Source organism: Variovorax dokdonensis (genome assembly GCF_030316895.1).
Classification (GTDB): Bacteria; Pseudomonadota; Gammaproteobacteria; order Burkholderiales; family Burkholderiaceae_C; genus Variovorax; species Variovorax dokdonensis.
Genome location: NZ_JASZYV010000004.1, coordinates 270,667 through 290,716, shown reverse-complemented (window position 1 = coordinate 290,716; position 20,050 = coordinate 270,667). Strand labels below are relative to the sequence as shown.

18 protein-coding genes are annotated in these 20,050 nt (G+C 69.2%); 2 read left to right on the top strand and 16 right to left on the bottom strand.

Annotated elements, in window-relative coordinates; all coding sequences use genetic code 11:
* Positions 1–83 precede the first annotated feature (83 nt).
* The 9 genes from QTH91_RS19885 to QTH91_RS19845 form a co-directional block, all read right to left on the bottom strand.
* The gene (locus tag QTH91_RS19885; protein WP_286661874.1) at positions 84–1,178 is read right to left on the bottom strand and encodes an ABC transporter ATP-binding protein; all 1,095 of its coding nucleotides are present in this window, start codon (positions 1,176–1,178) and stop codon (positions 84–86) included.
* 96 nt (positions 1,179–1,274) lie between these two features.
* Positions 1,275–2,072: a GNAT family N-acetyltransferase gene (locus tag QTH91_RS19880; RefSeq protein ID WP_286661873.1), complete on the bottom strand. Its 798-nt coding sequence runs from the start codon at positions 2,070–2,072 to the stop codon at positions 1,275–1,277.
* Positions 2,069–3,442: a transglycosylase domain-containing protein gene (locus tag QTH91_RS19875; protein WP_286661872.1), complete on the bottom strand. Its 1,374-nt coding sequence runs from the start codon at positions 3,440–3,442 to the stop codon at positions 2,069–2,071. The genes QTH91_RS19880 and QTH91_RS19875 overlap by 4 nt, the downstream gene beginning before the upstream one ends.
* A gap of 90 nt (positions 3,443–3,532) precedes the next feature.
* Positions 3,533–4,984, bottom strand: a complete 1,452-nt coding sequence (locus tag QTH91_RS19870; protein WP_286661871.1) for an aldehyde dehydrogenase — start codon at positions 4,982–4,984, stop codon at positions 3,533–3,535.
* 32 nt (positions 4,985–5,016) lie between these two features.
* Positions 5,017–5,730: an ABC transporter ATP-binding protein gene (locus tag QTH91_RS19865; RefSeq protein WP_286661870.1), complete on the bottom strand. Its 714-nt coding sequence runs from the start codon at positions 5,728–5,730 to the stop codon at positions 5,017–5,019.
* Positions 5,727–6,476, bottom strand: a complete 750-nt coding sequence (locus tag QTH91_RS19860) for an ABC transporter ATP-binding protein (protein ID WP_286661869.1) — start codon at positions 6,474–6,476, stop codon at positions 5,727–5,729. The genes QTH91_RS19865 and QTH91_RS19860 overlap by 4 nt, the downstream gene beginning before the upstream one ends.
* Positions 6,473–7,393 (bottom strand): branched-chain amino acid ABC transporter permease, encoded by a 921-nt coding sequence (locus QTH91_RS19855; RefSeq protein ID WP_286661868.1) that lies wholly within the window; start codon positions 7,391–7,393, stop codon positions 6,473–6,475. The genes QTH91_RS19860 and QTH91_RS19855 overlap by 4 nt, the downstream gene beginning before the upstream one ends.
* 3 nt (positions 7,394–7,396) lie before the next feature.
* Positions 7,397–8,278, bottom strand: a complete 882-nt coding sequence (locus tag QTH91_RS19850; protein ID WP_286661867.1) for a branched-chain amino acid ABC transporter permease — start codon at positions 8,276–8,278, stop codon at positions 7,397–7,399.
* Between the two features lie 65 nt (positions 8,279–8,343).
* A complete protein-coding gene (locus tag QTH91_RS19845) occupies positions 8,344–9,567 on the bottom strand; it encodes an amino acid ABC transporter substrate-binding protein (RefSeq protein ID WP_286661866.1) in 1,224 nt (407 codons plus the stop codon).
* Positions 9,568–9,771: 204 nt separating this feature from the next.
* Here QTH91_RS19845 and QTH91_RS19840 point away from each other — a divergent pair, with 204 nt between their 5' ends.
* Positions 9,772–10,722: a helix-turn-helix domain-containing protein gene (locus QTH91_RS19840; protein WP_286661865.1), complete on the top strand. Its 951-nt coding sequence runs from the start codon at positions 9,772–9,774 to the stop codon at positions 10,720–10,722.
* 30 nt (positions 10,723–10,752) lie between these two features.
* On the opposite strand, the gene QTH91_RS19835 is transcribed toward QTH91_RS19840, so the two are convergent.
* Genes QTH91_RS19835 through QTH91_RS19825 form a run of 3 tightly spaced genes read right to left on the bottom strand, consistent with a single transcriptional unit; the run spans position 10,753 to position 14,371 of the window.
* Complete coding sequence (locus QTH91_RS19835; RefSeq protein WP_286661864.1) at positions 10,753–11,316, bottom strand: hypothetical protein; 564 nt, start codon at positions 11,314–11,316, stop codon at positions 10,753–10,755.
* 45 nt (positions 11,317–11,361) lie between these two features.
* The gene (gene xrtQ / locus QTH91_RS19830; protein ID WP_286661863.1) at positions 11,362–12,279 is read right to left on the bottom strand and encodes an exosortase Q; all 918 of its coding nucleotides are present in this window, start codon (positions 12,277–12,279) and stop codon (positions 11,362–11,364) included.
* Positions 12,280–12,313: 34 nt separating this feature from the next.
* A complete protein-coding gene (locus tag QTH91_RS19825; RefSeq protein WP_286661862.1) occupies positions 12,314–14,371 on the bottom strand; it encodes a VIT and vWA domain-containing protein in 2,058 nt (685 codons plus the stop codon).
* A 211-nt stretch (positions 14,372–14,582) separates the two neighbouring features.
* Between QTH91_RS19825 and QTH91_RS19820 the strand changes: the two genes are divergently transcribed.
* Positions 14,583–17,051: a penicillin-binding protein 1A gene (locus QTH91_RS19820; protein ID WP_390369030.1), complete on the top strand. Its 2,469-nt coding sequence runs from the start codon at positions 14,583–14,585 to the stop codon at positions 17,049–17,051.
* A gap of 33 nt (positions 17,052–17,084) precedes the next feature.
* On the opposite strand, the gene creC is transcribed toward QTH91_RS19820, so the two are convergent.
* From creC to QTH91_RS19800, 4 genes are read right to left on the bottom strand one after another with little or no spacing between them, the layout of a single operon-like run.
* On the bottom strand, positions 17,085–18,554 hold the full coding sequence (creC, locus tag QTH91_RS19815; protein WP_286661861.1) for a two-component system sensor histidine kinase CreC: 1,470 nt from the start codon (positions 18,552–18,554) through the stop codon (positions 17,085–17,087).
* A 22-nt stretch (positions 18,555–18,576) separates the two neighbouring features.
* On the bottom strand, positions 18,577–19,335 hold the full coding sequence (gene creB, locus QTH91_RS19810) for a two-component system response regulator CreB (protein ID WP_286661860.1): 759 nt from the start codon (positions 19,333–19,335) through the stop codon (positions 18,577–18,579).
* A gap of 37 nt (positions 19,336–19,372) precedes the next feature.
* Positions 19,373–19,804 carry a Cu(I)-responsive transcriptional regulator gene (gene cueR / locus QTH91_RS19805; RefSeq protein ID WP_286661859.1) on the bottom strand — a complete coding sequence of 144 codons (432 nt, stop codon included), beginning with the start codon at positions 19,802–19,804 and terminating at the stop codon, positions 19,373–19,375.
* Between the two features lie 8 nt (positions 19,805–19,812).
* On the bottom strand, positions 19,813–20,010 hold the full coding sequence (locus QTH91_RS19800; RefSeq protein WP_286661858.1) for a heavy-metal-associated domain-containing protein: 198 nt from the start codon (positions 20,008–20,010) through the stop codon (positions 19,813–19,815).
* Positions 20,011–20,050 lie beyond the last annotated feature (40 nt).

Below are 20,050 nucleotides of genomic sequence, written 5' to 3'. Positions count from 1 at the left end.
GGGTTGGTTGGTTGATCGGAAGGACAGGGTTTTCGGGTGTGGCAGGCAAGGGCGTGCGCGCCGGAGGCGGCGTGCCTTTGCGCTCAGGCCGCCATGGCTGCCAGTTCGTCGCGTCGGGGCTTGGCCGGCACGGTGGCGCGCGGCGCGGGCCGCTGTGCACCAGGACCGAGCACTCGGGCGTGTTCGGGCGCCCAGGACAGGCGCACCATCTGTTCGAGTTCGAAGGGTTGGGCCAGGTAGCGGGCTTCCGGCAACATCACCGAGACCGATTGCATGGCCGGCGGTGCGTCGGCCAGCATCAGGCCGAGCAGCACGAAGGTGCCCTGGTATTCGATGTCGGTGATCTGCGCGGGCAAGCCCGGCGTGGCCGCGCCTTCTGCCGCCAGGGCAATCTGCATGTGGTCGTGGCGCACCGCCACGAGACCTTCCGGCGTTGCCAGCACGTTGTGTCCGCCCATGAAGCGCGCGACGAACTCGCTGGCCGGATGGTTGTAGACCGAGTGCGGCGAGCCGACCTGCTCGATCAGGCCGTGGTTCATCACCACCATGGTGTCGGCCAGGGCCATCGCCTCTTCCTGGGAGTGGGTCACGTGGATGAAAGTCAGTCCCAGCTCCTTCTGCCAGCGGCGCAGCTCGGCGCGCATCTGCACGCGCAGGAAGGGGTCCAGGGCCGACAGCGGCTCGTCGAGCAGCAAGACCCTGGGCTCGGTGATCAGGGCACGGGCGAGCGCCACGCGCTGCTGCTGCCCGCCGGAAAGCTCGGCCGGCTTTCGCTGCGCCAGGTGGCCCATGGCCACGCGTTCCAGCAAAGCGCCGGCGCGGCGTTGCCGCTCGGCCTTGGCCACGCCCTTCATCTTCAGGCTGAAGGCGACGTTGTCGAGGGCGGACAGGTGGGGAAAGAGCGCGAAGCTCTGGAACATCATGGCGGTGCCGCGGGCCGCTGCGGGCAGCCGCGTGATGTTGCGGTTTTCCAGCAGAACGTCGCCCTGCGTCACGGACTCGTGGCCGGCGATCATGCGCAAGGTGGTGCTCTTGCCGCAGCCCGAGGGGCCCAGCAGGCAGCAATAGCTGCCGCTGGCGATCCGCAGGTCGATCTGGTCGACCGCCGGGGCGATGTCGACCGAATAGCGCTTGGTCAGGGCGACGATCTCGATCGCCGTGGGATTGGCTGCGTCCATGAAGGCACGCATCGCAAGACATGTGCCATCGGCGGGCGGCGAGCGGACTCGTCGGCGCGCACCAGAACGAGGCGCGGCCGCGTCAAGCGTGGTGCTTCAGTCGGGCCGGGCCCAGTAGCGGTAGCGCCAGGCCAAGTCGAAGCCGGCACGGCGGTAGAGCGCCAACGCCGGCGCATTGCCTTCCTCGACCTGGAGAAAGATCCGTGGCACGCCGCTGCGCACGGCCTCGAACGCCATGGCGCGGAGGATGCGACCGGCCAGGCCCTGGCCGCGCAGCGCCTGTTCGGTGCGAAGGCCATGCACCCCCGCCCACTGCGGCGCAACCGAAAGCGCACCGACCGCGACGGTCCTGCCTTCCAGCCGTGCGCTGGCAAAGCGGTTGCCGCTGCCGCGGCTCAACGACTTCACTCGGCTGGCGGCGTCGACCGGGTCGAATCCGGGGCCGAGAAAGACGCGGGCCCAGCCCTCGTCCGGTGCATCGTCCAGCCGCACCATGTCGCTGTCCGGGCCTGGCAGCGGGAAGGCGTCGAGCACGTCCTTCGCCAGGGCGGTGTGGGTCAGGGTCGGCTTGGCGCCCCGGTAGCCGAGTTCGCCCAGGGCTTGCCGCAGGTCGTCGAAGGCCGCAACGTCCGCCAGGCGCCAGCGGGTCGGAAGGCCATGCGCGGCGTAGCGGGCTTGCACCTGCGCGATCCACGCGGCCGCGTCGTCCGGGGCGCGGTCATGGGACAAGGGAACGGCACTGTGCGCGCGGCCGACCGTGCCCGGGTCGAAAGGCAGGAGCCAGTTCGCGCCGGCGTCGTCCTGCAGCGCATCGACCGCCTCCGGCGCCACCGCGGCCAGCGTGGCGCGTTCGATCGCCTCGACGTGCTGCGCCGACAAGCCGGGTTCGCTCACGGCGGCGGGAACTTGGCGCGCGACAGGGTGCTGTAGAGCGCGGCACGCTGTCCGCCGTTGACGTCTTTCATGCCCTGCACCACCTGGCGGGCGCGTTCCCGGTCGATCTGGCCTTCGGACTGCCAGCGGGCGACGCGGCCTGCCGGATCGTCGAGCAAGGTGGCGAGCCACACCGCCTGGGCTGGTGCGAGGCCGTTGGCGCTGCGCTTGAAGTAGCGCCGAGCGGCGGCTTCGGCCCCGCAGATGTTGTCGCCCCACGGGGCCATGTCGAGGAAGCCTGCGAGCAGCCCGTCCTTGCCCGGGGAGCGTTCGAGTTCTGCCACGTACAGCAGCTCGCGCAGGCGCTGCTGGCCGGCGTTGGGCAGCGGTGGCAGCAATAGGCGCACGACGCGCTCGTCCAGGGTCGGCGGCGGCGCGGGCTGCCGGACGGAAACGGCCCCGCCCGCCCCCGTGGCGGCGGCCGGTGCGCCTGCCTTTGGCGCCGCCTTGTCGTTCCTCTTCTTCGCCGGCTTCTCGCCGGAGGCCGGGCTGAGGCCGGGTTGCACCTCGGACGCCACCATGAGGCTGGCCGGGTCGTAGCCCGGGTGATCCTTGTATTCCGGGTCGAGCGCGCCCAATGCCGCCTTGGCCACCCAGCTGCCTTCCGACAGGCCGGCGCTGGGCCCGCAGGCGGCGGCGCGCGACACCATCAGGGACGTCACGCCCAGACCTTCAACACTGAACTGGGTCAGGCTCGGCTTGACGCTGTAAGTGCGCTCGGGCAGCGAGAACTTGGCCTGTATCGTGGCCGTGCCGGAGATTCGGGCGCGCTGCAGTTCGGGCAGGCCGGGGGCCAGCAACTGGTACCACTGCGCGATGGGCGCGCTGCCCACGTCGAAGGAAAGCGAAAGGCCCTTTTGCGTCAGCCGGCCGTTCCAGCGGCCGCGCAGGTCGGTGGCACCGCCGGCCGCCTGGCTGCCCGCCGGCGTGGCGCGCAGCGTGCCGGTGAGCAAATCCACGTCGCGGCTGGCGGTGATCTCGAAGCTTTCGAGCGCGATGGGCTTGTCGCCCAGCTCAGGCTCCGACCATTGGCAGGGCGCGCAGGTCATCACCAGCGATTTGCTGGTGGCGTTCCAGCCCAGGAGCACCGGGCCGAATCGGGTGTCGAGCGTATGGCCGGACAGCCAGGGCGCGAACCAGGAGACGGTGGCCAGCCGCAGCACCGTGGGCATGCCCAGCTCGGCTTCGACCGGCCCGATGATCCTGACGCGCTCGGACCATTCGCCCGACGAAGGCGCCAGTGCGAACTTCACGATCAGCACCAGGGCGAAGACGCTGGTGAGGACCAGGGCAAGCAGCGTGTAGAGGGCTAGGCGCAGGACCTTGTTCATTTCTTCGCGCGCGGCGTTCGTGGCTCGGATGTGCATCTTGCACCATCGCGGCAACGCCCGGCCAGCCCGACGGGGTCCTGCGCCGGGTTTTCAGAACGGGTAGTGCCGCTCGCTCGTCTGGAGGGTTACCCAGCGCAGCTCGGTGAAGGCGTCGATGCCGGCGCGCCCGCCGAAGCGGCCCCAGCCCGAGCCCTTGACGCCGCCGAAGGGCATCTGCGCCTCGTCGTGGACCGTCGGGCCGTTGACGTGGCAGATGCCCGACTCGATGCGGCGCGCCACGTTCAGGGCGCGTGCCGTGTCGCGGCCGAACACCGCGGCAGACAGGCCGAACTCGTTGTCGTTGGCCACCTGCACCGCCTCGTCCACGCCCTTGACGCGCACGATGGCCTTGACCGGCGCGAAGCTTTCGTCGTGGTAGATGCGCATCTCGCGCGTCACATGGTCGATCAGCGTGGCCGGCATCAGCGTGTTGGCGGCCTTGCCGCCGGTGACGAGCGTCGCGCCCTTGGCCAGCGCATCGTCGATCAGCGCATTGCAGCGCTCCACCGTGGCCATGTCCACCACCGAGCCGAGCACCGCGGGGCCTTCGCGCGGATCGCCCAGCGGCAGGGCCGAGGCCTTCGCCGCGAGGCGGGCGACGAATTCGTCGGCCACCTTCTCGTCGACCACGATGCGCTCGGTGGACATGCAGATCTGGCCGGAGTTGGCGAAGGCGCCGAACGCGGCGCCATTCACCGCGGCGTCCAGGTCGGCGTCGTCGAGCACCAGCAGCGGTGCCTTGCCTCCCAGTTCCAGGACGGTGGCCTTCAGGTGCTTGGCACAGGTCTGCGCGATCAGGCGGCCGACGCGGGTCGAGCCGGTGAAGTTCACGCGCCGCACTGCCGGGTGCGCCACCATGGCCTCGACCACGGCGCCGGCATCGGCCGGCGCGTTGGTGACGAAATTGACCACGCCTGCCGGCAGGCCGGCCTCCTGCAGTGCTTCGATGATCAGGCCGTGGGTGGCGGGGCTGATCTCCGAACCCTTGAGCACGACCGTGTTGCCGCAGGCCAGCGGCACCGCCACCGCGCGCACGCCGAGGATGACGGGCGCGTTCCAGGGCGCGATGCCCAGCACCACGCCGGCCGGCTGGCGCAGTGCCATCGCGAGGCTGCCGGGCACGTCGGAGGGAATGACGTCGCCGTTGATCTGCGTGGTGAGGGCGGCGGCTTCCATCAGCATGCCTGCCGCCAGGTGGACGTTGAAGCCGGCCCACATGGCCGAGGCGCCGGTCTCGCGCGCCATGGCGTCGGCGAAGGCCGCTCCCTTGGCCTCCAGCGCATGCGCGGCCTTCTGCAGGTAGGCGCGGCGCTCGCCGGGGCCGAGGGCAGACCAGGCCGGAAAGGCAGCGGCCGCGGCATCGACGGCGGCGCGGGCATCGTCGGCGGAGGCGGCGGGCGCGGTGGTGGCGACGCTGCCGTCCAGCGGATTGCGGCGGGTGAAGGTGGCGCCGGTGGACGCCGCGCGCGGCTGGCCGCCGATCAGCATCGAAAGATTGCTCATGGAACGAGTCTCCGTTGGGGGAAGGAAAGGGTTCAGGCGGTGCCGAGGTAGGCGCGGCGGATGACGTCGGAGGCCAGCAGTTCGCGGCTGTCGCCCTGCGCCACGATGCGGCCGCGTTCGAGCACGTAGCCATAGTCGGCCACCTGCAGGGCCTTGCGCACGTTCTGCTCCACCATGAGCACGGTCACGCCCTGTTCGCGCGCGATGCGCGTGACGATGGCGAGCAGCTCGGCCACCATGCGCGGCGCCAGGCCGAGCGAAGGCTCGTCGAGCATCAGCAGGCGCGGGACGCTCATCATGGCGCGGGCCACGGCCACCATCTGCTGCTCGCCGCCGCTCATGGTGCCGGCCAGCTGGCCGGCGCGCTCGCGCAGGCGGGGAAAGTCGTCGAAGGCCTGCTTGAGCCGGCGCGCGCGTTCGGCGGGCGACTGCAGCCAGCCGCCGAGCTCGAGGTTCTCGGTGACCGTCATCTGCGGGAACAGCTGGCGCCCTTCGGCCACCAGCGCCAGTCCGCGGCGCACACAGCCAGTGGCGTCGTTGGCGGGCAGGGCATCGCCGTCGAGCAGCACCTCGCCCGCCCGCGGCATCAGCCCGGCCAGCGCGCGCAGCAGCGTGGTCTTGCCGGCGCCGTTGGGGCCGACGATGACGGTGATGCCGGGCTTGGCCTGAAGGTCGATCTCGCGCAGCACCGAGAAGCCGTGGTAGCCGGCGCCCAGGCCGCGCACCTGCATGGAGGCTGCGTTCATGCGTCGATCCCTTCCGCAAGTTCGTCGCCCAGGTACGCCTCGATGACCTGTGCGTCGTTGATCACTTCTGCCGGCGTGCCGTCGGCGATCTTGCGGCCCTGGTTGAGCACCAGCACGCGTTCCACGTAGCGCAGCAGCGTGCCCACAGCATGCTCGATCCACACGACGGTGAGCTGCCATTCGTCGCGCAGGCGGCGGATGCGCCGCGCCATGGCATCGACCTCGGCTTCGGTCAGGCCGGCCGCCACCTCGTCGAGCAGCAGCACGCGCGGGCGGGTGCCCAGCGCCATGCCGATCTCGAGCAGCCTCTGCTGCGACGGCGTGATGGCGCCGGCATCCTCGTGGGCCAGCGCATCCAGTCCGAGCATGGCGAGGATCTCGCCTTCGCTGGCCAGGCCCGCCGGTGCGCGGCGGCCGCGTCCGGCGAACTGCATGCCGAAACGCACGTTGTCGCGCACGCTCATGTCGGGGAAGACACGCGGCGTCTGGAATGTGCGCGCGATGCCGTGGGCCGCGAAGTGGTGCGGCGCGCTTCCGGTCAGGTCGGTGCCGGCGACGAGCAGCCGTCCGCTGGTCGGCGGCTGCACGCCGGAGATCGCGTTGAAGAAGGTGGTCTTGCCCGCGCCGTTCGGGCCGATGATGCCGACCAGCTCGCCCGCGCGCAGCGTGCAGTCGACGGCGTCGACGGCCGTGAGGCCACCGAAGCGCACCGAGACCTGTTCGGCCTGCAACAGCACTTCGCTCATCGCGCAGCCTCCCTGCCCGTGGCGCGGCGTTGCCACAGCGATGCCAGCCCGCCGGGCAGATACATGACGCACAGCACCAGCAGCAGCCCGAGCACCAGCATGTAGCCGTAGGGCAATTGCAGGCGCAGCGTCTCGGCCAGCAGGCTGAAGACGATGGCCGCGGCGATCGGCCCGCCCACGCTGGCGGCGCCGCCGATGAGCGCGATCAGCACGGTCTGGAAGCCGATGAAGGGGCTGAACACGGCGGCGGGCTCGATGTACGTCCAGCGCACCGCCATGGCCGCGCCCACCGCGCCTGCGAACGAGGCGGTGAGCGCGAAGCCCGCGATCTTCGCGCGCCGGGTGTTCACGCCCAGTGTCTGGGCGCGCTGCTCGTCGGCGCCGATGCCGGCCAGCGCCAGGCCGAACCGGCTGCCGCGCACCCACACGGCCACGCCGACCGAGAGCGACGCGATGATCAGGAGCGTGTAGTAGACGGTGTTCTCTTCCGGCACCACGGCCAGCACGCGGCCCACGGTGCCCGACATCTGCTTTTCGACGAAGGTGACGGCATGGCGGATCAGTTCGGTCATGCCGAAGGTGAGCACCGCGAAGTAGGTGCCCCGCAGGTGCAGCACCGCCGCGCCCATCACCAGCGCCACGACGGCCGCGAGCAACGCGCCGCAGGCGATCACCAGTGGCCAGGGCAGCACGTCGAGCAGCACCGCGCTGCAATAGGCGCCCACGCCGAAGAAGGCCGAGGTGGCCAGCGACAGGTAGCGCGTGGCGCCGCAGAACATCGACCAGCTGGTGGCCAGCGCGATGTACATCAGGCAGGCGAGCGCCAGCGATTGCACGAACTCGCTGGCCACCCACGGCAGGCCGGCGGCGAGGGCGAAGGCAGCGGCGGCCAGCGTCGCGAGGATCTTGTGGTTCATGGCTCAGCGCTTCTTCGAGAACAGGCCGTTGGGCCGCCACAGCAGCACGCCGATGAACACGCCGTAGGACAGGAGCATCTTGAGCGAGGGACTTGAAAAGTGCATGCCCAGCGCTTCCACCACGCCCAGCAGCAGGCCGCCGGCCAGGCTGCCGACGATGGAGCCGAAGCCGCCGAGCGTGATGACGATGAGCGCCGTGACGGTGTAGGGCTCGCCCATCGACGGGTTGATGTCGTAGGTGGTGGACAACAGCGCGCCGGCCACGCCCGACAGCCCCAGGCCCACGCCGAACATCAGCGGATGCAGGCGCCGCGTGTTGATGCCCACGAGCTGTGCGCCCGTGGGCGACTGCATGAGGGCGCGCACCGCCTTGCCCAGCAGCGTGAACTTGAGCAGCGCGATGAACGCCACGCAAAGCACCAGCGAGACGCCGAAGATGAGCAGCTTGTTGGCCGTGAATCGCATGCCGGCCAGCTGCACCGGCTCGGCCAGGTATTCATAGCCGCGCAGGTCGCCGCCCCAGGCGAGCAGGGCTGCGTTCTGCACCGCGAACATGAGGCCGAAGCCCACCATCAGGCTGCGCGCCTCGAACACGTCCACATTCGGCGCGCGCGCCGCCAGCTGGCGAAAGCACAGCGCGTGGATGGCGACGCCCAGCAGGCCCAGCAGCACGAAGGCCACCGGCATCATCAGGATCGGCGACAGGCCCAGCGCCGTGTTGGCCCACCACGTGATGAAGGCGCCCAACATCAGGAACTCGCCGTGCGAGATGTTCATGATGCGCATGAGGCCGTACTGCAGGTTCAGGCCGATGGCCACCAGCGCATAGATGCCGCCGGTGATCAGGCCGCCCGCGAGCAGCTCGGCCCAGGAGGTGAAAGACATGGAAGGAGATGAAAGACGAAGAGGGCGATGCGCGGACCATGGCTGGCCCGCGCGGGATGGCGGTATCAGCCCTTCCAGGCCGGCTTGGGGGCGACCAGCTTGGCCGTGGCGCGCGCCGGCGGCCACACCACTTCGAAGTCGCTGCCCTGCCATTGGCTGACGGTGCCGGGGATCGAGGCGTTCTCGCTGCCCTCGAAGCGGATCGGGCCAAGGATGGTCTGGAACTCGTTCTTGGCGATCAGGTCGCGCAGGGCCTTGCGGTCGAGCCCGGCGCGTGCCACCGCTTGCTGCAGGATCTCCAGGCCGGCCCAGCAATGGCCGCTGGCCCAGCGGTCCGGCTCCTTGTTGAACTTCTTCACGTGCGCGTCGAAGTAGGCCTTGGCACCCGCGCTGGTCTTGACGTTCCAGGAGCCCATGCCAATCACGCCCTCAGTGTTCGCCTGCATCACGTTCTTGTAGAGCTGGAAGGCCGTGCCCACCGAGGCGTAGAAGTAGGCCGGGTTGAAGCCGATCTCGCGCGACTGGCGGCTCACCAGCAGCGTGTCGGGCGGATAGGTGATGCCGATGAAGGCGTCGGGCTTCATGTCCTGGATGCTGCGCAGCACCGGCGCCAGGTCCTTCACGCCCAGCGGATAGCTCTTGCGCTCCAGCACCTGGATCGAAGTGCTCTTGAGCGCGTTGTTGAGCGCCGCGAAGTTCTCCAGCCCGAAAAGGTCGTCCATGTAGACGATGGCGACGGTCTTGACGTTCTGGGCCACCAGCAGGTCGACCAGCGCGCCCATCATCTTGTCGGGCTGCTGCAGCAGCGAGAAGAAGTAGGGCAGTTGCATGTCGATCAGCTTGCGCGACAAGGCGGTGGGCGCGAGCATCGGGTAGCCGGCACGGTTGGCCAGCGGAGCGATGGCGAAGTTCGCACCCGAGCCCCACGGCGGCAGTATCAGATCGACCTTGTCGCTGCCCATGAGCTTCTGGTAGGTGCGCACGCAGGTCTCGGTCTCGCTGCGATCGTCGTAGCCCTGCAGTTCGATCTGGCGTTTGGCGCCCTTCACGTCCAGTCCACCTGCGGCGTTCACCTGCTCGGCCCACAGCAGGTAGTTGGGTTCCTGGCTGACCTGCGCACCCGCGGCCCACGGGCCGGTGCGTGCAATCGCATAGCCGATGCGGACCGGCGCGCTCTGCGCGAACAACTGCGGCGCGAAGCCGGCCGCGCCCAGGGCTGCCGCGGCGCCCTGGATGACGCGCCGACGGGTGGGCTGCTGGCGGGATGGGCGGGGGTTCGAATGGGTCATGGCGTGTCTCCTCGTTCCGGCCTGCACGGAGCCGGTCGCGGCATCGTAGGAACAAGGGCGGTCGGCTGCTTTGCGCGGCGTGCACAAGGACTTGACGCTGCGTGCATGGCGCTCGGGGTTAACCCTGCGGCGCTCAGGGCCCGCGCGGGCCGGACAATCGTGTTCATTTGTGACCGCGCCATCCACTTCGAGGAGCAGCAACTCATGGAAGCTTCCACGCTTCTGAGCACCGACCCCATTCCGCAGCGCGAGCGCGGCGCGCAGTGGCGCGAGTGGATCGCGCGCCACTTCGACGGCCTGGAGTCGGACCTGTATGGCGACGATGGCCAGTTCGAAGGCCACATCGCGGCCTCGCGCGCTGGCGACGTGATCCTGACGCGGCTGGAGGCCACCCGCCACCGCGTGCTGCGCAGCGCCGACATGGCGCGCCACAGCGAAGAGGCCTACCTCAAGATCGTCGCGCCCTGGCAGGGCAGTGCGGCGGTGGCGCAGCGCGGGCGGGAGGCGGCGGTGCGCGAGGGCGGCTGGACCATCTACGACACCACGCGCGAATACATGGTGGCCAACCCCGAGCGCACCGACCACTTGATCGTCATGGTGCCCAAGGCGCAGCTGGCGATGCCGGGCCTGCCGCTCGATGCGCTGATGGCGCGCCGCGTGGGCGGCGCCAGCGGCATCTCGCGCGTGGCGCTGGAGACCATGCGCAACACCTACCAGGAGCTGCCGCACATGAGCGAGCAGGCGGCGCGCGGTGCGGGCGAGCTCATCGTGCAGCTGGTACGCCTGTCGTTGATGGAGGTGAGCGGGCAGCAGACCGGGCAGACCCAGCGGGAGGCGCTGCGCGATCGCATCCGCGCGCACGTGGCGCGGCACCTGGGCGATCCGGGGCTGTCGATCGACAGCATCGCCCTGGCCCTGAACTGCAGCAAGCGGCACCTTCACAACGCCTTCGCCGACGGCGAGGACACGCTGCATGCCTACATCCTGGGCGAGCGCATGACGGCCTGCGCGGCGGCCCTGCGCGATCCGACGCAGGCGCACCGGGGCGTGACCGACATCGCCTTGTCCTGCGGCTTCGGCAACCTCTCGCACTTCAGCCGCGCGTTCCGGCGCTTCACGGGCGAGAGCCCCAGCGAGTTCCGGCGCGCCGCCTGAATCGAGGCCGGGCGACCCGGCGGGCGCGAATCAGGTGGCCGGCGCGGCGACCGTCACGGCCTGCCAGGGGCCGGTCGAATCGCCGAGTACGGCGGACCAGTACCAGGCAGACGTGTCGGTGAAGGCGTGGCCCTGTGCATCCTCGATGCGCTCACAGACCGACAGGGTCGGCATGCCGTCCTTTCCGGCGGTGAAGCAGCGCCAGCGGCGGTCCTGGGCGTCCTGCACCAGCCGCTCGTCGCTCACCTTGAAGCCCAGAGCGCGGTAGCAGTCGGTGGCGGGGTGCAGCATGCGGGTGGGTGTGTCGACGCGGCGCATCACCATCGTGCGGCGGCCATCGGTCATGCGGGTCATGGCACCGGGAAACTGCCGGGCAAAGCGCTGCTCGACATCGCCGAGCGCGAGGGGCCGCAGCGGCGCGCCATCCCACTGCGTGGGCCATTCGGCGCCGATGTGCGTGCGCGTTGCGACCGGCGCAGGTGCCGACACCCAGGCATGCACGGACGACCACAGCACGCACACGAGCATCAGGCCGGCGAAGAGCGCCTTGTGCGCGGCGCGGTGGAGAAAGCGGTTGGCGAACAAGTTGCGCATGAATGGAACCAAAGGTGGGTTGAACATGGGTGTGGCGTCTTGCGATCAGGCCTGGCGCGATGAGACGGGTTGCGGCGTCAGGTCGACCATCGAGGCCGAGCTGCGGCGTTCGGTGCGCGGTGTCATTGCGAACGCGACCACGGCGCACACCAGTGCCAGCATGGCCAGCCCCACCGCTTCATGCATGGCCGGCGATGGCGCCATGCCGGCGCCCTCCAGCCCGATGAGCAGGCTGTTGCGCACGATGTTGCCCACCAGCACGAGGGCGCCGACGACCGGCAGGCGCGCCATGAAAGCGCGATTGCCCAGCCCGCACCACAACGCCACGCTGCAGGCGACGAAGTAGCCGAACCAGGCCATCTGGACACCGGAGCAGGGCGCGTCGACGATCACCGGCAGGCCATCGACCAGCAGGCTCGAGCCTTCGCGCTGCACGTGCGAGAACCATGGCGACAGCAAGAGCCGGCTGGCCTCCGCGCACACCACGCGCAGCGGATAGCCGGCGTAGAACTGCAGCGAGGCCAGCAGCGGAAGCGCCAGCACCGCCAGCCCCAGCACAGGCGCCGCGGCGACCCGGCGCGGCAGCAATGCCAGCAGGCCGGCGGCCAGCGCCAGCACCGCGGCCAGCGCGCTGACCAGCGGCGGCCATGCGGGCAGCGGCCCGAGTCCGTTGCGCATGGCGGTGGCAGCCAGCGTGGCGATGCCTGCGGCGGCCATCCAGCCCAGCACCGGCGCCGCGCGCAAGGCGCGGCGTTCGCGCCAGACCAGCAGGCCCAGCGCCGACAACGCCAGCAGGCCCAGCGGATCGTCCGAGCCGTCGGTGGCACGGCGTGCCATCCACAGCCAGGTCGGCAGCAGCGCCGCGGCCTGAAGTGCCAGCCACAGCAATGGCGGCAGGCGGTCGATGTGCAGGCAGCCGTCGAACAGGCGGGGATGCTGCGCGGCGAGTCGGGAAAGGTTCATGGCGATCTGCCTTGGTGTGTGGATTCGTGAAAGCTCATTCGGTGAATCGACGCGGATCGCGGCGCCGTGCGCGCCGATGCAGCATGGCCAGCATCGACAGCACGAGCGCCATCGCGCCAAGCGTTTCGGGCTCCGGTGTGCCTGGCACGGTGACGCCGCCGCTCGCGTCGCCCACGGCCAGCTCGCTCACGCCATGCGGCAGCGGAAGGGGCTGGTCGACGCGCGTGCTGCCGTCCGCCGGGCTGGCCCGCACGACGTGGTCGACCGCGATGAAGCTGGTGTGCGAGGTGAGCAGGCGATAGCGCAGCCCCATCTGCGTGATGGGTTCGCGCAACGCGTCGCCGCCTTCCAGTGCGGCCTGGTCTTCCAGCTCTGCGACCTTGTGGCGCGCCCAGAGGCTTTGCAGGGCCGTGGCATCGGGCTTGACGTTGTCGCTCCCGATGGCAAGAGATTCGCGCCACGGGCCCTGGGCACTCTTGCCATCGATGACCAGGCGGCCCTGCGGCTTGCCGCGCCATTTGCCGAAGACGACGAGCGGACGATTGCCCAGCACGTCGGGCAGGGCTTGCGGCGTCACATCGTAGGCATCCAGGCCTTCGAAGCGCGCCTTGACCTGCGTGAGCACAGGCGATTCGACCATGCGGCGAAAGCGCGCCGCTTCGCGTTCGGCCTGCACCGGGTCGGTGATGACGAAGGGCTCGCCCATGCCTGCGCGGGCCAGACCTTCGATCAGGTGCCGGTTGACCGAGCTGCCGATGCCGAAGGCGAACACGTTGGCTTGCGACAGGTTGCGACGCACCAGTTCGAAGGCTTCGCGCTCCACAGTGACGTAGCCGTCGGTCACGACCACCACCGTGCGCGAGACCTGCTCGCTGCGCGGATAGCGGTAGACCTCGCGCAAGGCCGGAATCAGCTCGGTGCTGCCGCCGCCGCGCGTCTGCCCGAGCATCTGCACCGCGCGGTCGATGTTGGCGCGGGTCGCGGGCACCGAGCGTGGCGACAGCATCTCGTTGCTGCCGGCAAAGAGCATCACGTTGAAGGTGTCGCTGGGTCGCAGGCCGCCGATCAGGCGGTTGAGCATGGTCTTGGCCGTGTCGAGCGGGAAGCCGTGCATCGAGCCGGAGATGTCGACCACGAAGATGTATTCGCGCGGCAGCACCGACTGGGCGGGCACGGAGGCGGGCGGCTGCACCATCGCAAGGAAGAAGTTCTCCGCGTCGGGGCCTTGGCCGGGATAGAGCATCACGCCGGTCTGCATGGCGGCGCCGGCGAGGCTGAAGTCGAGCACGAAGTCGCGATTGGCCGCGTTGGCGTCCGGACCCAGCGTCAGTTGTGCATGCCGCGACCCGGTCTCGTGCGCGATGTCCGCCGCATGCGTGCGGCTGCGCAACGTGGCGATCGGCACAGGCGTGTCGATGCCCACCTTCATCGAGAACCGCGCGGTGGGTGGATCGCCTGCGCGCAGGATCGGCTGCGCGACCCACCTGGCTTGCGCGTTCTCCGATGCGGGGCTGTTGTAGCGCGGCCCGACCACGGTAGGAAAGACGAACTGGTACTGGCCGTCTTCGGGGACCAGCAGTTCGCTGTATCGCAACTCCACCCGCACCTCGTCGCCAGGCAGGATGTTGGCCACCTTCATCTGGAAGACGTTGGGCTGGTGCTGCTCCAGCAGTGCCGCGGTCTTGCCCTCTTTCTGCGCCTCGTCGTATTCGCGGCGCGCCTGCTGCTTTTCACGGATCGTGGCTTCCACGAGCCGGTTGCCCAGGCGGATGGTCAGGCCATCCACCGCGGCGCGGGTGGAGCCCGGGAAAACGTAGCTCGCCTCCAGGGTGCGGGTGCCTTCGTTGCGATAGGCCTGCGTGACCCGCACCCGTGCAATCGGGCCGGCGATCTGCACATCGACGTCGGTCGACTTGAGCGGCAGGCGGTCGAGCGAGGCATCGCCGCCGCGCACCTGGAAATAGGGGCTTTCGGTCTTCTGGCGCGGCAGATCCTGCGCCTGCGCCGGTTGGGTCAGCAACAGGATGAAACACGCGATGGCCAGCATCAGGGTCACGATCCAGAGCTGGCGGGCACGGCGGTGCGATGGCATGAGGGGTCCTTCTTCTCGATGGTGGTCGCACGGGATGTGCGCCTCTCCCGGACGGCACTGTTGCGTCCGCGTGCGAAGGGCGTAGGAAGAGTTCGGGAACTCGCGTCGGCCTGTGTGAAAACTGTGTGAAGTTGACCGGGGCAGGACTTCATACTTGCTTCAGCAGGGAACGGATGATCCGTTCCCATCGAAGTTGGCGAGGAGTGCCTCAGTGGCTCAGCAAGACAGATCGAAGAAGAACTCGAAGACCGGACGCGCCCGCGGCGCACGCAGATGGCACCTTCCGCGCGGGGTGTGGGGCTGGATCGCGCTGATCGTCGGCGGCTCGGCGCTGGCTGGCGTGCTGCTGGTGGGCGTGGCCGTGACGCTCGTCTATCCCAGCATTCCGGATGTGCGGCAACTGGCCGACTACCAGCCCAAGCTGCCGCTCCGCGTGCTGACGGCCGATGGCGTCACCATCGGCGAGTTCGGCGAGGAGCGCCGGCAACTGGTGCCGCTCGACCAGATTCCCATGGTGATGCGCAACGCCGTGCTGGCCGCCGAGGACGCGCGCTTCTACGAGCATGGCGGCATCGACACCGTAGGCCTGATGCGTGCCATCGTGTCGAACACGCTGCATGGGCTGAACCAGGGCGCGTCCACCATCACGCAGCAGGTGGCGAAGAACGTCTACCTGACGCCCGAGCGCACCTTCAGCCGCAAGCTGCGCGAGGCGATCATTGCCTTGCGCCTGGAGGATGAGCTTTCCAAGGACCAGATCTTCACCATCTACCTGAACCAGATCTACCTGGGCCAGCGGGCCTACGGCTTCGCGGCGGCCAGCGAGGCCTACTTCGGCAAGCCCATTGCGAACATCACCGTGGCCGAGGCCGCCATGCTGGCCGGCCTGCCGAAGGCACCCGGCGCGAACAACCCGGTGGTCAACCCGCGCCGCGCCCGCGCGCGGCAGCTGTGGGTCATCGAGCGCATGGAATCGCTGGGCTTCATCACGCATGAGCAGGCCGAGCTGGCGCGGCAGGAAAAGCTCAAGCTGCGCGCCGATTCCGACGCGCCCCGCCTGCATGCCGAATACGTGGCGGAGATGGTGCGCCAACAGATGGTCGCGCAGTACGGCGAAAGCGCCTACACGCGCGGCCTGACGGTGACGACCGCCATCGACTCGAAGGACCAGACTGCGGCCTGGCAGGCCTTGCGCAACGGCTTGCTGGACTACGAACGCCGCCAACCCTGGCGCGGCCCGGAGCAGACCGTGTCGCTGCCGGATGCGCCCGATGATGTGGACGACGCCGTCGACGAAGCCCTGGCCGCGCACCCGGGCGACGAGCAGGTGGAATCGGCCGTGGTGCTCAAGGCCGAGCCGAAGAAGCTCGAGCTGGCGCGGCGCGACGGCAGCACGGTGACCATCGATGGCGCCGGGCTGCGGCTGGTGCAGGGAGGCCTGTCTTCGCGTGCCGATGCGCGCCAGCGCGTGGCGCGTGGCGCCATCTTGCGCATCGTCAAGAACGCCAAGGGCGATTGGGAAGTGGTGCAGCTGCCCGAGGTGGAAGGCGCCTTCGTCGCGATGAACCCGCAATCCGGCGCCGTCAAGGCGATGGTGGGCGGTTTCGATTTCGCGCGTGGGCAGTTCAATCGCGTCACGCAGGCCTGGCGTCAGCCAGGTTCGAGCTTCAAGCCGTTCATCTATTCGGCCGCGCTCGAAAAAGGCTTCGCGCCTTCGACGGTGGTGGAGGACGGCCCGCTCTTCTTCGACCGCGCCACCACCGGCGGCCAGCCCTGGGAGCCCAAGAACTACGACGGCGGCTTCGAAGGACCCATGACGCTGCGCGAGGCGCTGCAGAAGTCCAAGAACATGGTGACTATCCGCGTGCTGCAAAGCATTGGCACCAATTACGCGCAGGACTGGGTGACGCGCTTCGGCTTCGACGCCGACAAGCAACCGCCTTACCTGCCGATGGCGCTGGGCGCGGGTTCGGTCACGCCGATGCAGATGGCGGTGGCCTACAGCGTGTTCGCCAATGGCGGCTACCGCGTCACGCCCTTGCTCGTGACCAAGGTGGTGGAGCGCAACGCGCAGGTGCTGTTCCAGGCCGACGAGCCGGCGCTGGACGAATCGATGCGCGCGATTCCGGCGCGCAATGCCTTCATCATGCGCTCGCTGCTGCAAAGCGTGGTCAAGAACGGCACCGGCTCGCGCGCCTACCGCACGCTGCGCCGCGAAGACCTGTACGGCAAGACCGGCACGACCAATGATTCGTACGACACCTGGTTCGCGGGCTTTCAGCCCAGCATGGTGGGCATCGCCTGGATCGGCTACGACAACCCGCGACAACTCGGCGTGCGCGGCGAGACCGGAGGCAGCCTGAGCCTGCCGGTGTGGACGTCCTACATGCAGACGGCCCTCAAGGGCGTGCCGGTGGCCAAGTCGCAGGCGCCCGATGGCGTGGCCATGCTCGACGGCGAGTGGTACTACGACGACTACCCGCCTGGCCGTGCGGTGGCCAGCCTGGGTGTGGACAGCAGCGGTTCAGCGCCTTTCTCGCCTTCGGGTTGGCAGACCGTCGCACCGGGCTCGGTGCCGGGCTTCGGCAGCAACATGCCCGCTGAGGCGGGGGTGGTGGCACCTGCGCCACCGCCGGCGAATGCCGAACGCCGCAAGAGCATCCTGGATCTCTTCCGCTGAGGGCCGGCCTGCGCGAGTCGCTGGCGCGCGGCTTCAGCCGGGCGCCAGCAGCGGCAGCGTGAGCGTGGCGATGGCTCCACCGCGAGGCGCGTTGGCCAGTTCGATGCGGCCCCGGTGCAGGGTCGCGATCTCCTTGACGAAGGCCAGGCCGAGGCCGGTGCTGCGCCTGCTGTTGTGCGGCCGCGCCAGCGAATAGAACTTCTCGAACACTTGGTCGCGCGCATAGTCGGGAATGCCCGGGCCGTGGTCGCGAACGGTGATGCGTGCCTCGCGCGGGCCGACATGCAGGGCCAGCGCCACTTCCGCATCGGAAGGCGAGAAGTCGATGGCGTTGTCGACCAGATTGGTCAGCGCCTGGCGCAGCAGAAAAGGATCGCCTTCCACGCGCGCGTTGCTGTCGATCGCCACATGCAGGCGGATCTGCCGCTGGGAGGCCGCGCCCTGCGAGGCGGCGGCCACTTCGTTCAGCAGCGGGCCGAGGGCCACCATCTCGCTGCGGTCCAGCGCGCGCTGGGTTTCGAGGGCGGTGAGCTGCATCATCCGGTCGACGATGTCCTGGATGCGCTGGGTCTCGTTGCTGATGTTGGCCAGGAAGTGCGCACGCTCGGCCTCGTTCATGCCCGGCTCCTGCAGCAGCTCGGCGGCGCCGCGAATGGCCGACAGCGGGCTCTTGATCTCGTGCGTGAAGGTCTGCACGTAGTCGGCCACGTAGCTTCGTCCCGCCAGCGAATCGCGGATCTCTCGCAGGCCGCCGCGCAGCGTGTCCACGGCGCGGCGCGTCATGCGTCCGAGATTGAATTCGCGCTGGCGGCGCATCCAGCGCCAGTAGTCGGACATCAGGCCGAAGGGCCGCACCAGCCACACCGACACGATGAGCGCCAGCAGCAGCAGGGCGATGGCCGACCCGACGCCCACGGCCAGCGTGCGGGCGCGCGCATCCTGCACGAACTGGCCGAAGCTTTGCACCGGTTTGCCCACGCTCACGCTGCCCACGATCTCGTCGCCCCATCGCACGGGCGCAGCCACGTACATGACGGAGGTGTGCGGGTCGGTGGGAATGTCGCGCGTGGTGCGTGCGCCATATTGGCCGGCCAGGCCACGGCGCACGTCGGCCCAGCGCGAATAGTCGGCGCCCGTGTCGCGCCCGGTGGAATCGAAGATCACGCGCCCGTTGCGGTCGACCACGTACATGCGCAGTTCCACCCGCGTCTTGTGCAGGCTGTAGATCTGCGCCGAGAACTCGCGCGCGTAGGCCGATCGAAACAGGGATTCGAGCCGGCTGGTGTGGATCGCGCCGGCGATCACATCCTGTTCGACCAGGCTGGCCATGAGCTGGGAAACCTCGACCAGAGATTCCTCGGCCGATTCGCGGTAGCGCGGATCGATGTCCGACACCACGCGGTAGAGCAACACGCCGATGCCCGCGAAGTAGATCAGCAGGATGCCGATGAAGATGCGGGTGCGCTGCGAAAGGGCGCCGCTGCGTGCGGATGGGCGGGGCATCAGGCGGAATGCGCGAGCCGCGTCATGGGGCCTTCGCCGGCAGGTCTTCGGCGAGTGCATAGCCCACGCCGCGCAGCGTGCGGATGGGCTCGATGCCCGGCGCCACTTCGCGCAGCTTGGCGCGCAGGGTCTTGACGTGCGCATCGACGGTGCGGTCGAAGCTTTCGCTCGACTCGTCCCAGACCAGGGCGAGCAGTTCGTCGCGGGTGAACACGCGGCCCGGGCGCTGAACCATCTGCCGCAGCAAGCCGAATTCGTAGCGCGAAAGATCGAGTGCGCGGCCATAGAAGCGGATCTGGCGGCGCTCGTCGTCCAGCGCGAAGGGCGTGGGCGATTCGACGGCCGCCGATGGCGCGGCGGGCGCCGGCGTTGCCGGAGCGCCTTGCGCGGACATGCCGCTGCGGCGCAGGATCGTGCGCACGCGTGCCAGCAGTTCGCGCGGCGAGAAGGGCTTGGTGATGTAGTCGTCCGCGCCCAGTTCGAGGCCGACGACGCGATCGATCTCGTCGCTGCGCGCGGTCAGGAAAAGCATGGGCACTTCGGGGCCGCCGCCGTTGCGCGTGAGGGCCTGCAGGCGCTTGAACAGCTCGAAGCCGTTCATGTCGGGCAGGCCGACGTCGAGGATGACGATGGCGGGCCGTTCGGCGGCGAAGCTGTCCAGTGCCTTCTGCGCGGTGGAGCACCACACGGGCACGAAGCCATCGCTCTTGAGCACGTACTGCAGGGTGTCCGCGATGCCGGACTCGTCTTCGGCGATCAGGACGCGTTGCTGGTTGGACATGGGTCGATGGTAGCCGCGGCGCCGTTGGCGGGCGGACTCAGGCTTCGGCTTTTGGCGGGTCGATGCGCGACAGGTCGTCCAGGATGGGGCAGTCGGGCCGCTGGTCGCCATGGCAGCAATGCACCAGGTGGGCCAGCGTGCGCTGCATGGCCTGCATTTCCGCGATGCGCTGTTCCAGCTCCTGCAAGTGCGCCTGCGCCACGCGCTTGACGCTGGCGCTCGTGCGGCGCCGGTTGCGCCAGAGGCCGACCAGTTCGGTGACCTGGTCCATCGAGAAGCCCAGATCGCGCGAGCGCTTGATGAAGCGCAAGGTGTGTACGTCCGACAGGCTGTAGCGTCGGTACCCGGATTCGCTGCGGCGCACCTCGCCCAGCAAGCCCAGGTCCTCGTAATGGCGCAGCATGCGGGCCGAGATGCCCGACAGGCGCGCGGCGTCGCCGATCAGCAGCGTTGCGTCGGAGCTTGGCATGTTGGAGGTCATGGCACGGCGTAGCCAGCTTCGACGATGGCGTTGCGCAGAGCTTCGAGCGGCTGTTCCGAATCGACGACGACCAGGCCGCCTTGCAGGTCGACGTGGACCTGTGCCTGGGGATCGAGGTCGGCCAGCGCGTCCTTGATGGCATTGATGCAGTGGTTGCAGCTCATGCCGCTGACCTGTATTTCGTGATGGTTCATGCGTACCGACCTTGAAGAATGGAACGACCCAGTATCAACC